Below are 14,514 nucleotides of genomic sequence, written 5' to 3' on the forward strand. Positions count from 1 at the left end.
TCTGTGGCGTGGCTGGGGTGTCAGTGGTCGCGGTCGACGAGCCACCTGGCCAGGGCGCGGAGCGGACGGCCGGCGGATTCCGGTGGGCGGGCGTCGTCCAGGTGGCGCAGGGCTTCGAACAGGTATCGGCGGGCGCTGTCGGCGGACGCGCTCCGCCCGCCGGCCCGTTCGACGAGATCGGCTGTGCGGCGCAGGGTCTCGGCGTCGTCCAGCGCGGGATCGCGGGCGTACCGGTCGGCCAGCTCCGCGGACTCGGGGCCTCCGGCGGTCAGGGCGGCGACCACCGGGAGGCTCTTCTTCCTGGCGTGGAGGTCGGCGCCGGCCGGCTTCCCGGTCAGCTCCGGGTCACCCCAGATGCCGAGGAGGTCGTCCACGTGCTGGAAGGCGAGCCCCAGGGCCCGGCCGAAGGCGTCCAGTGACGCCGCCCGGGCCTCGTCGGCGCCCGCGGCCAGCGCGCCGAGGCGGCAGGCAACCCCGATGAGGGCACCGGTCTTGCGCGCGGCCATGGTGGTGCACTCGCTGAGGGAGACATCGGCCCGTCCCTCGAAGGCCATGTCCTCCAACTGGCCACCGATGAACTGCTGTACGGCCTCGTTCAGCGCCGCGGCGGAGCGCGCGCCCGGGTCGGCCCGCTGGGTGAGGGACACCGCCAGGGTGAGCATCGCGTCGCCCGCCAGGAGCGCGCCTGGAATGCCGAAGACTCTCCAGGCGGTGGGACGATGCCGCCGCGTGTCGTCCCTATCGATGATGTCGTCGTGCAACAGCGAGGAGTCGTGGGCGAGTTGTACGGCCGCCGCGGCGTCGGCGGCCACCTCGGGGCGGCCGCCGACGGCGCGGGCGGCGAGGAGGGCCAGGGCGGGGCGCACTGCCTTTCCCCAGCCGGCCGACACGGGCCGGCCTTGCCCGTCCCACCAGCCGAGGTGGTATCCGACGACGTTCCGCGCCTGCTCGTGCAGGGTGGAGACGGCCTCGCGCAGGACCGGGTCGGTCACCTCCCTGGCGTAGCGCAACCAGGTCTCCGGGCGGGCGCCGTCGCCGGGCGTCGCCACTGCCTCGCGCACCCGTGCCCGATCGGTCGTGGTCACCTGGTCGCTCCTGCCGTCGTGTGGCCCGGCTCGGCCGTCGGGCGCTGCCAGTGGTGGCGGTCGACCACCTGCCGGAACACGGCGGTGAGGCCGTTCTCGGCGGTGGCCGCGTCCCCCGCCTGCTCCAGCCCCCGCAGCGCGCGGTCGAGATGCTCGCGGGCGGACCGCTCGGCCTCCGCGCGCCCACCGGCCTGCTCGACGAGGTCGGCGAGGACGGGTAGTTCGGCGTCGGTGGGCTCCTTCTCGGCGTCGGAGCGCAGCCGCGCGGCCAGCCGGCGGCCGGCGGGGGTACCGGACCTGAGGGCGGCGATCACCGGATAGGTGCGCTTGCGCTGCCGCAGGTCCCCGAACGGGGGCTTGCCGCTGTCGGCGGTGTCGCCCCAGATACTCTCGATGTCGTCGGCGACCTGCCAGGCCACGCCCAGGTTCCAGGCCGCCGCGCGGAGCGCCCGCACGGCCGGGAGAGGCGCGCCGGCCAGCGCGGCGCCCACCTCGACCGAACCGCACAACAGCCCCGTGGTCTTGGCACAGGCCGTCAGGTAGTCCTCGGTGGTGACCCGGTCCACGGGGAACCGGTTGAGCGCGAGGTCCGCCGCCTGACCGCGGATGATGGTGTCCACCGCCCGCGCCAGCGCCCGGGAGGCCCGGTGCGGCGGGGTGTCGTCCGCGTCGGCGAGGACACACGTCGCCTGGCTCAACAGCGCGTCGCCGGCCAGGACGGCCAGCCCGGGCCCGAAGACCACCCAGGCAGCCGGACGGCCGCGGCGCGTCTCGTCGGCGTCCATCAGGTCGTCGTGCAGCAACGAGAAGTTGTGCACCAGCTCCACCGCGACGGCACCGGGTACGGCGGTCGCCGTACCGGCCCCGAAGGCCCGTGCGGAGAGGAGCGTCAGGGCGGCCCGCATCAGCTTCCCGGGGTGGAGGTCGGTGGGTGTGCCGTCACGCTCGCACCAGCCCAGGTGATAGGCGCTGACACGGGCCAGTCGGGGGTGGAGTTCCTCGACCGCCTCGCGTAACGCGGGCAAAGTGGCCTGACGGCACTCGGCCAGTGTGTCCTTGACGAAGTCCGCAGCCGTGCGGCTGGGGGCCTTTGCATCCTGCATGGGTGTTGTCTCCCGCTCCCGTGATTTTCCGGGCCGGCCCCGAGAGCCGCTTCGCGCCTGGGTGGGGACATGCCGTGGATGTGTGGAGGGTCGATTTCGCCGAGCTCGGCGACTACTCCAGTGAAACGGGCGACCATCCGGCGGGCCAAGACTTACCGGGTGCCGTCGATGTCGGACGAGTCCCCTTCTTGTGCCCTTGTGAGATTCGCGTTGCGGTGGTGTTCCACATCTGCCAACAGGCCGAAAACGAAAGGGTGGCCCTCTTTACGAGCGCGGTGGAAACGATGACGATTGAGAACAGGTCGGCCGGCCGCGCCGCGACCCCCGTACCGCACGGCATCCCTTATCCGGCCCGCGTCACCCGCGCGCTCCCCTCACCGTCCGGATTACAGGAGTTGACTTGGCCCGCAACGAGCCCAACCACGCTCTGAAGCGACTCTTATCGGAGGCGGGGCTGTCCGGCGAAGCACTGGCTCGCTCCGTCAACCAGGCCGCCGCGGAGACCAACAGGGTGCTCCGCTACTCACGGAAGTCCGTCGCGAGCTGGCTCGCGGGCTCGCGACCACCGGCGCCGGTCCCCGCCCTGGTGGCCGAGGCGCTCTCCCGGCACACCGGCCGGCTCGTCACGGTGCAGGAGACGGGCCTCTCGCTCGTCCCCGACCAGCCGATGGACGCGTTACGGGCGACCGGGGGCTGCGCGCGTGCCGCGCTGGCGATGCTGACCGCGGCGGACACCGGCCCTGTCACCCGACGGGCGTTCCGTGCTCTTCCCTTCCGGCTGGCCAACGTGCCCCCGGCCTGGTCGGAGCCGAGCCCCGCCCCGATGACGGGGGCACGGCAACTGGGCGCCGGCGAGTTGGAGGCCCTCGAGTACGCCACCTCCTACTACGCGGAGACCATCAACACCTTCGGGGCCGGGCACGGACGCACGGCGCTGCCCGCCTACCTCGCCACCGACGGTGCCGCGTTCCTCACCGCGAGGGCCGATCCGGAGACGGAGAAGCGGATCCTCGGCCAACTGTCGCGGCTCACTCATCTCCTGGCCCGCATGTGCGTGGACTGCGGCCAGGCGGGCGCGGCCCAGCAGTACTTCAACGTCGCCGCCCAGTTGGCGGTCGAGGCGCGGGACCGGACCCTGTACGCCGTCACCCTGCGGGCGATGAGCGCGCAGCTCGGCCAGTTGGGGCACCACGACACGGAGCTGGCCGAGTTGGCGCTGGCGGCCGCGCCCGAGGACTCCCCGCCGGCCGTCAGATCGTTCCTGATGAGCCATCTCGCCGTGGCCCGCGCCGCGTGCGGCGACGCCCGTCCGTCGCTGTCGGCGCTCTCCGACGCCATCGAGCTCCACGGCGGGCGGGACTCGGATCCGGCCACGCCGTTCGGCGACTACCCGGTGGCGGCCCTGCACTACCAGCGCGGCCTGGTGCACCAGGCCCTCGGCGACTACGGGAAGGCCGCCTCGGCGTTCGCCACCTCGCTGCGGAACCGGCCGGCCCAGGCACGCCGGGCCCAGGCGCTGACGCTCGCCAGGCTCAGCGAGGTCCTGCTGCTCGAAGGCCGGGTGGAGCAGGCCTGCGCCAGCACCGAGCGGCTGCTCGACACCTGCGGCCACATCCGCTGCCCCCGCACCGCCGAGCGGCTGCTCGACCTGCGGAGGCGACTGCTGCCCCACGCGAGACGGCCGCGGGTCCGCGCCGTGGTCAGCCGCCTGGACGGCTACGAGGCCCATCACGCCCTGTCGACGAACCTCGTCAGGTAGGCGCCCGCGAAGACCCGGGTCCAGGCGGGGCCGTCCGACACGGCCGGCGCCCGGTGCACAAGCGCACATGCGTGGGGCACGGACGACACGCCGCCACCGCGTTCCCCTGTCGAACGTGGTTGCGAGCGAGTGGACTTGGAAGAGACGCGGCACGCCGGCCCCGCCCCGCGGCGCGGGGCCGGGCCGGCGACGGCCGTCTGGTCGAGAGTCCGAAAGGGATACGGGATGAATCCGATCGAGGTGCCCACCGCCAGCGGACTTCCCCTGCTTGGCTCCATCCTGGACCTGCGGCGGGACCCCCTGGGAACCTACGAGCGCGCGCGCAGGGAGCACGGCGACGTCGTGCGGATCCTGGCCGGTCCTCCCGGCCTGCGCAGTGAGATCTACTTCGTCTTCTCCGCCGCGGGCGCCCAGCAGGTGCTCGCCTCACAGGCCGCCGACTTCCGCAAGGACGACGCCTTCTCGCTCGAGATGCGCGAGACCTTCGGCAACGGGCTGCTGTCCAGCCTGGACGAGGACCATCTGCGCCAACGCAGGCTCCTCTCCCCGCTCTTCACCAAACGGAAGGTGGCGGAGTACGCCGACGCTGTGTGCGACGAGATCGAAAGACTGTGCGGGGAGTGGGAGGCGAGCGGTGGAACGGGGGCCGACCTCAACGAGGACATGAGCCGGCTGACCGTGCGCATGATCACCCGCATCCTGTTCGGCGCGGACGCCGAGGAGGCGGCCGCGGTAGTGCGGCGCTGCATGCCGATACTCGGCATGTACACCCTGAAGCGCGGCCTGATGCCCCTGAACCTCCCCCGGTCGGTCCCGACCCCGGCCAATCGCCGGGCGGCGGCGGCCCAGGCGGAGCTGTACGCCCTGTGCGACCGGTTCATCGAGCAGCGCCGGGCGAGCGGCGGCGCCTCACGGCAGGGTGGGGCCGACGACCTGCTGACGCTGCTGATCAACGCGCGCAGCGACGAGGACAGCCCGCTCACCGACCGGGAACTGCGGGACCAGGCACTGGTCTTCCTGCTGGCCGGCTCGGACACCACCGCCACCTCGCTGACGTTCGCCATGCACCTGCTGGCGCGGCACGGGGACGTGCAGAGCGACACCCGCGCCGAGGTGCTCTCCACGTTGGGCGCTCGACGGCCCACCCCCGGGGACCTGGACGCCATGCCCGCCGTCGAGCGGGCGCTGAAGGAGGCGATGCGCCTCTACCCGGCGGCCCCCGTGCTCATCCGGCGCGCGGCGCGGGCCGCGGTCGTCGACGGGTACGCCATCCCGGCGGGCTCCCACGTCTACGTGTGCCCTTGGGTGACCCACCGCCATCCCTCCTACTGGCCGGAGCCCGAGCGCTACGACCCGGACCGCTTTCGCCCGGAGCGGGCGAACGGCCGGCCGCGGTACGCCTGGTTCCCCCTCGGCGGCGGTCCGCGTTCCTGCATCGGCAACCACTTCGCGATGCTCCAGATGAAGTTGGCCGTGGCGATGTTCCTCCAGCGCTACCAATTCTCCGGCCTGGAGGAGGAGGTGCCGATCGAGGTGGGCGTCACCATACGGGCGGCGCGGACCGTCGGCTGCCGGCTGACCCCGGTCGGACCGCTGTCCGCCGCCGGGGCCTGAACGGGCGGAGACCCGGTGAGCCGCCGAGCGAACGCGGCCGACGCACTCCGCTGAGGCACGGCGGTCGAGTCCGCGATCGTTCGGCGTTCTTCCGCCATACCGCCGGGCGATCAGTCACACGCCCGCGGAATTCCTCAGACCGCCGCCCGCTGCTCGACGGGCGGCTGTTCTTTCTCCTGGCTCTCCTTGTCCTGTTCCGGCGTGCGGGGACGCCAGTGGCGGGGGTCGTCCATGGCGGCCGTCGTCGAGACCCTGATCCCGTCGGGGCGGACCACGTTTAACGAGTCACCGGGGGCCTCCGCATTTCCGTGTGAGAAACGGAGGGATTCAGAGGAGGGAATTTCACGAACAAGGTGACGCATTCTCTCTCCTTACACGTGAACGGATGTCGGCTGTATGTCGATTACCCAGTAATGGTCGCACGCGTGATTGCGGTTTCCCATCGCAATCATCGGTAGGCGCGGAAAGGGAGGGAAACCTTACGCGAATGAAGATCAGCGGTCCGTGACGGTCAACGGGTCTCCGGCCAGCAGCAGCGTCGCCACCTCCGCCCTGGAACGCAGCCCCGTGCGGGTCAGGAGCCGGCTGAGGCGGGTGGCCACCGCCTCCTCGGTGAGCCGGAGCAGAACGGCGATCCGACGGTTGCTGAGCCCCTCGGCGACCAGGGTGGCCAGGAGCCGGTCGTTCTCCTCGGCGACCTGTCTGCGGCCGGGGACGGACAGCGCCGCCTCGCGCATCGCCGTGCGGGTGTGAAAGCGCCACAGGGCGGCGCCCGTCTCGCCGAACAGTTCGTAGGCCTCGTACAGCTGTTCCTTCGGGCCGACCCCGGCGCGGGCCACGGCGGACAGGGTGGCCGCGGTCTCGAACGGTTGGTCCCGGGAGCGGGCGAGCGCCACGGCCTCCAGCAACAGCCGGCGCGTGGCGTCCGTGTCCTCCCTCGGCAGGACATCGGCGCTGACCAGCAGGGACAGCAGGTGGGCCCGGCCGCTGCCGAGCCGTTCCGCGGTGCGCCTGAGGCGCACCGCCGAGTGAGCCGCCTCGTCCAGCCGGCCTGTTTCCCGTTGGAGAGCGGCCAGGCTGGCCCACAGCTCGTCCGTGCCGTAGACCTGCCCCCGCGCCTCGGCCTCGCGCAGCCCTCGCCGCAGGAGTCGCTCGGCCGAGCCGGTGTCGCCCAGGGCGCGGCCCACCTCGGCCTCCGCATGGTCGAGGAAGAGCTCCAGCTGTCCCTCCCGGTCGCCGCGCACACTCCGCAGCAGGCGGGTGGCGCTCGTGGCGCGACCTTGGGCGAGCAGGATGGCCGCCCACCGGGCGTGGAGCAGGTGGTGGCCCGGGGCCGGGCTGAACGTCCGGCCGTCGGCCAGCATGCCGCGGGCCAGCGTCAGCGCCTCGTCCCACCGCCCCAGAAGGTCCGCCCTGAGGAACCGGCTGTACGGGGGAAGCGCCTCCACCGGCAGCCCTCGGGCGGAAAGCAGGGCGGTCGCCGCGGCCAGGTCCCGGGCGCCGAGCAGCTGATCGAACTGTGAGGTCGTCAGTGAGTACGCCCACTCGGGAGGCAGCTCGGGAGCGAGCGGGGTGGCGACGGCGCGTCTGAACCGGTCCGGCCGGCCCAGCACCCACTCCGCGCACGCCCCGAACCACTCGGGCAGCACCCGGACGAGAGGGTCGGCGTTCCACAGGGACGCGGTGCGCGCCAGCAGGTCCCGGGTCTCCCGCCACCGCTGCGACTGGCTCAGCGCCAGCGCCCGAGCCGAAAGGACGGCCGCGGTCGGAAGCGGTGACTCGCGCCACCACGACTCGGCGGCGATCCGGTCCAGCAGCGGCCGGTTGCCCTCGCCAGCCGCCGCGGCCACCAGCAGCACGGCGGTGTCCTGCAGCGTGATCGCCGTCAGGCCCTGGACCGGCTCCCGCAGGATCGTCTCGGCGGCGGCCCGTGCGGCCGAGTACTCGCCGGCCACGTAGGCGCCCTTCCCGTACCGCAACAGTGCCAGCTCGCGGGCGGCCGGCTCGTCGACGAGCAGGTGTGCCGCTCGCAACCAGCGCGTCATGCCGCGGCCTCCGCGGTCGGGATGGATCTGCTGCGCCGCGGCCGTCAGGTCGGCGGCGGCGCGCCGCCGGTCGACGAGCACCCCCGCCTCGGCGATCCGGTCAGGCAGATAGGTTTCCGCGTCGGCCTCGTCAAGAAGGGACGCCGCCGGCGGCCGGCGGCCGGTGCCGGTGACCGTCGGCTCGCCCGCCGTCCACAGCGCCTCCACCGCCACGGCCGACAGCCGGGCGCGCTCCACCGGCCCGAGGCGCTCCCGGACGGCGTGCTCCACGAGCGGGACGCGGAAGGTCCAGCCCCGGGTGAGACGGCCGTCCGCATCGTGCAGACGATCCATGACACCGGCCTTCACCAGGCCGCGGATGCCGGCGTGGACCTCGTCGGCCGAAAGGGCGCTCCATGCCGCCGCCAGCGCCGGAGCAGCCCGACCGAGCGGCCACAGGACGCTCAGCGCCCTCGCCACCGTGCCGCCCGGTTCGCCCAGCGCCCGCAGCGCCACCACGAACCGGTCGTCGTCCGGCAACACCGGCACCGGCGCTTCGGAGGACAGGAAGGCATGGCCCCCCACGTTCCGGATGGCGCCCTGCCGCGTCCATCCGGCGAGCAGCGCGTCGACCGCCGCCGGGATGCCTCGACTCAGTTCCCGCACCCGCCGGACCAGGCCTGGATCGGGGGTCGCGGCCAGCCGCCGGGTCAGAAGCTCGCCCACTTCCCGTGCCGCCAGGCGTCGCAGCACGATCTCGTCCGCCGCCCGGCGCACCAGTTGTGCGAGAGGGGGATCGTCCCCGGCGGGCGGCGTCTCGCCCGCCGGGGCGCGCTGAACGGCCGTGACGACGAGCCGGAAACCCGGCGCCCAGCGCTCGACGCCGAAGCCGCCGAGCAGGGCCAGGGACTCGGGGTCGGCGCGCTGGAGGTCGTCGACCACGACCACCATGGAAGGCGACCGGGTCAGCGCTTCGCGGAGCGCGTGCCCCATCGCCGTCGCATCCCCCTCTTCGAGGGCGATCAGCGCTCGCAGTCCCCGCCGGTCGGCCGGGCGCGACGGCACGGCGCCGGCCCGGTGCCCCCGCACCGCGGTGACCAGCCGCAGCGCCAGCAGCAGCGGACGCCCCTCGTCCCCCGCCACGCAGGTGAGCACCGGACACGGCAGCCCCTCGGCACGCAGCCGCGCGGCCAGGGCGCGTGCGAAAGAGGTGCGCCCGCCGCCCGGTTCGGCACGCACGACGACGAGGCGCGGGCCGCCGGGACCGCGGAGCCGGGCGTTCGTCTCGCCCAACTCGCGATCGCGACCGACCAGCTGCGGAACTCTCACACCCACTCGCCTCCGTCGGTTTCCTTCCGGCTCAACCGCGACAGGGATCTGGTCCGTGAGGGCTCGGCGATGGCTGGGCGAGCTGACATGTCGGTCGTGGAACGGGAGACGAGTGACGGCAGTGATCACGCACCGGCCCGATGGATATTTCATCGGCAGGGAAGAGGATGTCAAGGCGGTCGCCGAGGCGTTGCGGCCCAGCGACGCGGCGGGGACCCTGCTGGTCCGCGGCGAGGCGGGCATCGGCAAGACGGCGGTGGTGGAGCGGGGCCGGGCCATGGCCGTCCGAGAGGGCGTCCCGGTACTCCGGATCACACGGGACTCCGACGCGGGGGAGGCCGGCGCCGCCGAACTGGCCGACGCCGTCTGCGGCGCGCTGTCCGAGGTGGCGGACGGCCGGCTCCTCGGACATGTGACGGCGATCCGCCGGGCCCAGTCGCGAACCGTCGACCACCGGGGCGAGTGGGCGCTGCTCTCCACCATCTCCGAGCAGTTGCGGGACGCTGCCTCGCGCGCCCCCTTCGCCCTCCTCTGCGATCACGTGGAGCGGCTGCCGCCGCGCACGGCGTCCGCCCTGTCGCTGGTGTTGCGGGTCTTCCGCCCGGCCGGGGTCCCCGTGGTCCTGGCGGCCCGGCCGACGTCCCCGGGGCCCGGCACCGGTGAGTTGCCGGCCGCCGCCGGCGACGTACTCGACCTGGCGCCGCTGGCGCCGGAGGAGGTGGCTGACCTGATCGCGCGGCGGCTCGGCCGGCCGGCCGACCCCGGGATGCTGACCGCGGTGCGGTGGGCGCTTGGCCCGCTGGCGGGCAATCCCCGGGCCGTGCTCTCCCTCCTGGCCGCCGGGGCGGAAGCCGGCGGGCTGCTCGAACTGGACGGCCGATTCGGCCTGACCGTCCCGCGGGAGGCGCTGCGGCTGGCCGCCGACGCGGCGGGGCTGCGCCGGCTCGTCCCAAGGAGCATGGGGCCGGACACCGAGGCCGCCGAGGTGGCGACCACGCTGGCGCACGTGATCGGGAACGCGGAACTCCGGCTGGAGGACCTGTACCTCCTCGAACGGCACCCGGCGTCGCCCGCCGACGTCGGCTCCCGGACGTTCGAGGGGCTGGCCGGCGAGGGCGTCCTGACCGTCGACGAGGACGGCCGGATCACGTTCGCCGTCCCGGCGTTCGCGGCGGCGTTACGGGCCCTGTCGCCTTCCCACGACGTGCGGGACCTGCACGCCCGCATCGCCTGCTCCGTGGCAGGCCGCCTCGGCACCGCCACCGCGGGCGCCTCCCATCCGCGCCTGACCGACCACGTCGCCGCCGCCGGACCGATGATCGAGGACACGGTCGCGACGCCGCTGTTGCTGGCCGTGGCACGAAGCCATGCCCGGCGCGACCCGGCGAAGGCGATGCGGAGCTACCGGTGGGCGCTCGGCCGGTTGTCGCCACACGATCCCGGCACCCCGGGGACGCTGCGCGAGGCGGCGGGCCTGGCCCTGCGGAACGCCGACCACGCCAGTGCCCTCGCGCTCGGCGAGCCGTTGCTCGCCTGTCTTGACGTGCCGCACCACGTCGGCCCTGGCGAGCTGGAGTTCACCGCCCGGGTATGGGCCTGGGCCGCGCTGCACGAACACCGGCTCCCGGATTCCGACGGCGCCGGCCCCGGAGCCCGCACGGTGCCCGAACGGATGCCCGGGGTCGCCGAGCTCGTCGCGCTCGGCAGGCGGTACGGCATCGGTCAGGGGGCGGTGGAGCCGGGACCTGGGCGCGCCGGCGACCCCGTGACTGCCGGCGGGACGACCCAGGGGCCGCTCCCCGGGGACGCGGAGCTGCGCCTGCTGGCGGCCGCGGTGACCGGCGGCGCCGAGGTGGGCGGCGCAACGGACGGAGGTGGGTTGGCCACCGCCGCCGCGTACGGCGACCTGGCCGGTGCGCTTCACATCGTGCTCGGCGACCGGTACCGGGCCTCCGGGGACAGCACCGCCGGGCGCTACCACGCCGTGGTCGGCGGCTATCTCTCGGGGCGCTGGGACGAGGCCCTGGCGGCGGCCCGCGCGATCGAGCTGCGGGGCCGAGCGGGCGGCGCGCACGGCGTCGGGCAGCTGGCTCGCGCCCTGGTCGCCGAGATCCACTGCTACCGCGGCGATGTCGCACAGGCAAGGAGCTGGCTCGACCTGATCCCCGACTCCCTGGTCCACCCGCTCGTGGTGCGCGCGCGGATGGGCCTCCGGTACGGCTCAGGACGGGCGGACGCGGCGCTGGAGGACGGCTGGCGCGAGGCACGGCTGGCGCGTGCGGGCGGGCTGCTGGCCGGCGTCGAGCGGGTCCTGCTGCGCCTCCTGGCCCATGCCCTGGACGCGAACGACCCCCGGGAAGCGGGAAGGACGCTGCGGGAGTTGGAGTCGTTGCACGAGGAGGCGGCGTCGGCGCTCACCGGCGAGGCCGTGCTCCTCGCACACGGGGTGCTACACCGCGACGTGGAGAGCCTGCTGGCCGCGCGTCGCATGATCCGGCAGCGCGGGGACGCTCTGCTCGAGGTGCACTGCCACCAGTGGTTGGCCGAGGTGAGCGACGACCCGCTGCCGTGGTTGGTGAAAGCGGCTCAGGGCGCACACCGGCTGGGCGCGGGCCGTCGGTTCCGCGGGATGATCAGCCGGGCGGCGCGCCGGCGCGACGTGGCCGTCCCCACGGCGCCGAGGCGGGCGGCTACGTGGCAGCTCAGCGAGCCGGACCTGCACCTCATCGAGATGATCAGCAACGGGGCCACCAACCGCCAGATCGCCGCGCGCCTCGCCTGCAGCGAGAAGACGGTGGAGCGGCGGCTGACCCGGCTCTTCCGGCGGACCGGGCGTCGCTCCCGCGTGGAGCTGGCCACGGCCTGGCTGGACGGGAGCCTGACCCGGCCCGGCCTCCTGCCGAACACCCCGGCGCACGACCGGCCCTCGCCGACCACTCGGTCTACGGTCCCGCGTCCTCCAGCGGCAGGGTGAGCGCCGGGCTTCCGCCCGATGTCCGGTCACTCATCGTCGTGTCTCGCCCCGATGCTCAATCTCGGACAGGAACTCCAGCAGTCGGGTGTTGACCTCGGCGGCCGACTCGCCCGCGATCGCGTGGGTCGCCGCCGGCCACAGCTCCACCCGGGCGTCCGGAAGCAGATCGCGGGCGCGGGCGGCGGCGCGGCGGCCGTCGTGCACGACGCTGCGGCCCGCGATGAGCGTGAGCGTCGGGACCGTGATGCCCCGCAACTGCGCGTCGGTGAACAGGGCAGGGGTCGGCAGCGCGATCCGGTACGTTCGCATGCCCTCGTTGATCACCGTGGCCACCGGGTCGTCCTCGGCGACTTCGGCGCCGGCGGAGACCCAGGTCAGGAACGACGCCCGGGCCCGGCGGCGGATACCGGGGACGAGGGTGAGCGCCGTGCGTGCCAGCAGTTGGACGGGGAACCGGGCGAAGGTCTGCACCGGGTCGATCAACGTCAGGGAGGCGAGCCGGTCCGGGGCGCGCACGGCGAGGTTGGCGGCGAGCCAGCCACCGAAGGAGTAGCCGACGAGGCGCACGTGGCGGAGGGCCAGCCCGGTGAGCACGGCGTCGAGCCAGGCGGCCTGATCGTCGGCGCTGCGGATGGGAGCGGTCTGTTCGCTGCGCCCCGGCTCCCCGATCAGATCGAGCGCGTACACCGGGCCGCGTGCCAGGAGCGCCCGGAGATTGGGCTCCCACATGATCGTCGTGCCCGCTCGACCGGGCAGCAGCACCACCGGGGCGGGACCGGGCTCGCCGAAGCGGTACACCCGGGCGGTGCCGAACGCCGTGGGCACGTCGTGCCGTTCGGCGAGGGCGGGCAGCGCGGCGAACCCCCGGTCGTACACCGTGTCGAACTCGACGCGGGCCTGCGGTGATATGAAGCCGCCGAGCGTCATCTGACCTCCCCGATTATCGCGATACGATCGCACTGTAAAAGCGTCCACGACCCTTTGCAAGTCGTTCGTATTGCGAAAGTGCGGAGGTCCGGTGCCCAAGCGGGTCGATCACGAGGAGCGGCGGCGGCTCATCGCCGGGGCGGTCCGGCGCATCGCGGCCGACCGGGGTCTGGAAGCGGTGAGCATCGGCGAGGTCGCGGCAGAGGCCGGCGTCTCCAAGGGCCTGGTGCAGCACTACTTCCCGAGCAGGGACGCCATGCTGCGCTACACGACCAGAACCCTGCGGGACCAGGTGGAAGCCCGGGTGGGCACGGAGACCGGCGGCGGACGGAACGGCCTGCGCGCCGCGTTGGTCGCCCTCCTCCCGCTCGATGCCGAGAGCCGGACCGAGGCGCTGGTAGCGAACGCGTTCGTCGTGCGCGCGCTCAAGGATCCGGAGATCGCCGAGCGGTTCCGGGCCGGTCACGCCCAACTCCGCGGCGCCGTGGCCGCCATGGTCGCCGCCGCGCAGAGAAGCGGCGACCTGTGCGCGAAGCTGGACCCCGACCGGGAGGCGGACCTCCTGCTGGCCCTCGTCGCCGGCCTCGCCGACGCGGTCCTGCTCGGGCACCGGACCCCGACCGAGGCGACAAGCCTCGTGGACCACCACTTGTCCCGCCTGGTGCCGCGACCGGAAGTCGAGCCGAGAACCTCGAGGATCTCGAAGCGCGGGTCCTGACGCCTTGGCGTGCCGGGGCTCGGACCACCTGGACCCATCCGGAAATGATCAAGCCCAACGTCCGTCACCAGGTGATCGTTCTCAGAACTGGCCGTGGTCACAGCGCGTGTGACGCCGTGACCCTGACCGATGTCGTCCATCGCGTACCGCTCGCCGACAAACCCGAAGCCACTCACCGGCGTACGCCTCGTGGATGACCCTGATCAGCCCACAAGCCGACGACGGCCGCGAGGCGGGCTGGGATCGTCGAGGACGAATGCCAGCAGCCGACCGATGAACCCCACAGTGGGAGAGCCCGCATGACCGCTCGACACCCGACACCCCCCATCGCCCCCGGGCGACTCCGCGCCGCTTGGCGCGCAGCACACGCCCCGCTGCCCGGGGTGCCGCGGTGGAGCACGGCCGTCGCCTACGCGATCCCGTTCGCCGTGCTGCCGGCCGGGCTCTGGCGGATAGCGGCGGTCGTCTTCCACGTGGTTGCCGACGGTGGCGAGCACGGCGCCGGGGACCTTCCCTCGTGGCTGCCGATCGAGGTGTACGTCATCCTGCTGTCGGTCCTCTCCGAGCTCATCGCTTTCACGGCCATCGGCCTGATCGCCTCATGGGGCGAGAACGTCCCCCGCTGGGTACCCCTCCTGGGCGGCCGGCCGGTGCCCACGTCCGCCGTGGTGGTTCCCGCGGCCCTCGGGGCCGTGGTGCTCACGACGCTGTGGACGGCGACGGCGATCTCCATGTTCAGCGGCCACACCCTCCAAGGTGCGCCGCTCCCCGACGATTTCCCGACGAAGGCGTTGCACGGCTGGGAACTCGCCGCGTTCTACGCGAGCTACGCCCCACTCCTGCTGTGGGGGCCGCTGCTCGCGGTGCTCTGCGTCGCGTACTCGCGGCGGCGCGCCCGCGTCGTCCCGACTCAGGCCGGCTGAGCCGGGACGACGCGCCGGTGGCAGTTCGGCCGCCGGCGATATCGTCCGGCATGCCGAT

Annotated in this window: 10 protein-coding genes; 5 read left to right on the top strand and 5 right to left on the bottom strand. The window is 73.6% G+C overall.

Annotated elements, in window-relative coordinates:
- Positions 1-20: 20 nt before the first annotated feature.
- Positions 21-1,085, bottom strand: a complete 1,065-nt coding sequence (locus ACFWI8_RS12605) for a polyprenyl synthetase family protein (protein WP_387089366.1) — start codon at positions 1,083-1,085, stop codon at positions 21-23.
- Positions 1,082-2,188 carry a polyprenyl synthetase family protein gene (locus tag ACFWI8_RS12610; RefSeq protein WP_387089369.1) on the bottom strand — a complete coding sequence of 369 codons (1,107 nt, stop codon included), beginning with the start codon at positions 2,186-2,188 and terminating at the stop codon, positions 1,082-1,084. The genes ACFWI8_RS12605 and ACFWI8_RS12610 overlap by 4 nt, the downstream gene beginning before the upstream one ends.
- A 511-nt stretch (positions 2,189-2,699) precedes the next feature.
- Between ACFWI8_RS12610 and ACFWI8_RS12615 the strand changes: the two genes are divergently transcribed.
- Together ACFWI8_RS12615 and ACFWI8_RS12620 are read left to right on the top strand one after the other, a co-directional pair.
- Complete coding sequence (locus tag ACFWI8_RS12615) at positions 2,700-3,947, top strand: tol-pal system YbgF family protein (protein ID WP_387089372.1); 1,248 nt, start codon at positions 2,700-2,702, stop codon at positions 3,945-3,947.
- A gap of 225 nt (positions 3,948-4,172) precedes the next feature.
- Complete coding sequence (locus tag ACFWI8_RS12620; RefSeq protein WP_387089375.1) at positions 4,173-5,561, top strand: cytochrome P450; 1,389 nt, start codon at positions 4,173-4,175, stop codon at positions 5,559-5,561.
- 134 nt (positions 5,562-5,695) lie between these two features.
- On the opposite strand, the gene ACFWI8_RS12625 is transcribed toward ACFWI8_RS12620, so the two are convergent.
- Both ACFWI8_RS12625 and ACFWI8_RS12630 read right to left on the bottom strand, forming a co-directional pair.
- A complete protein-coding gene (locus ACFWI8_RS12625) occupies positions 5,696-5,836 on the bottom strand; it encodes a hypothetical protein (protein ID WP_387089378.1) in 141 nt (46 codons plus the stop codon).
- Positions 5,837-6,055: 219 nt separating this feature from the next.
- On the bottom strand, positions 6,056-8,914 hold the full coding sequence (locus ACFWI8_RS12630) for an AAA family ATPase (RefSeq protein WP_387089381.1): 2,859 nt from the start codon (positions 8,912-8,914) through the stop codon (positions 6,056-6,058).
- Positions 8,915-9,026: 112 nt separating this feature from the next.
- Here ACFWI8_RS12630 and ACFWI8_RS12635 point away from each other — a divergent pair, with 112 nt between their 5' ends.
- Positions 9,027-11,888 (top strand): AAA family ATPase, encoded by a 2,862-nt coding sequence (locus ACFWI8_RS12635; protein ID WP_387089383.1) that lies wholly within the window; start codon positions 9,027-9,029, stop codon positions 11,886-11,888.
- A 30-nt stretch (positions 11,889-11,918) separates the two neighbouring features.
- Here ACFWI8_RS12635 and ACFWI8_RS12640 read toward each other — a convergent pair whose 3' ends face one another.
- A complete protein-coding gene (locus tag ACFWI8_RS12640) occupies positions 11,919-12,815 on the bottom strand; it encodes an alpha/beta fold hydrolase (protein ID WP_387089386.1) in 897 nt (298 codons plus the stop codon).
- Positions 12,816-12,906: 91 nt separating this feature from the next.
- On the opposite strand from ACFWI8_RS12640, the gene ACFWI8_RS12645 reads away from it, so the two are divergent.
- Entirely contained in the window at positions 12,907-13,533 is a 627-nt protein-coding gene (locus ACFWI8_RS12645; RefSeq protein ID WP_387089389.1) for a TetR/AcrR family transcriptional regulator, read from the top strand.
- A 299-nt stretch (positions 13,534-13,832) separates the two neighbouring features.
- Positions 13,833-14,456, top strand: coding sequence for a hypothetical protein (locus ACFWI8_RS12650; protein ID WP_387089392.1), 624 nt, complete (start codon positions 13,833-13,835; stop codon positions 14,454-14,456).
- Positions 14,457-14,514 lie beyond the last annotated feature (58 nt).

The organism is Streptomyces sp. NPDC127098, from assembly GCF_042722465.1.
In the GTDB taxonomy this organism is placed as follows: Bacteria; Actinomycetota; Actinomycetes; order Streptomycetales; family Streptomycetaceae; genus Streptomyces; species Streptomyces millisiae.

What these genes read in the sequence shown, in the direction of transcription:
- ACFWI8_RS12620 (WP_387089375.1), top strand. Translation starts at nt 4,173, where the DNA reads ATGAATCCGATCGAGGTGCCCACCGCCAGCGGACTTCCCCTGCTTGGC.
- ACFWI8_RS12640 (WP_387089386.1), bottom strand. Translation starts at nt 12,815, where the DNA reads ATGACGCTCGGCGGCTTCATATCACCGCAGGCCCGCGTCGAGTTCGAC.
- ACFWI8_RS12650 (WP_387089392.1), top strand. Translation starts at nt 13,833, where the DNA reads ATGACCGCTCGACACCCGACACCCCCCATCGCCCCCGGGCGACTCCGC.
- ACFWI8_RS12610 (WP_387089369.1), bottom strand. Translation starts at nt 2,188, where the DNA reads ATGCAGGATGCAAAGGCCCCCAGCCGCACGGCTGCGGACTTCGTCAAG.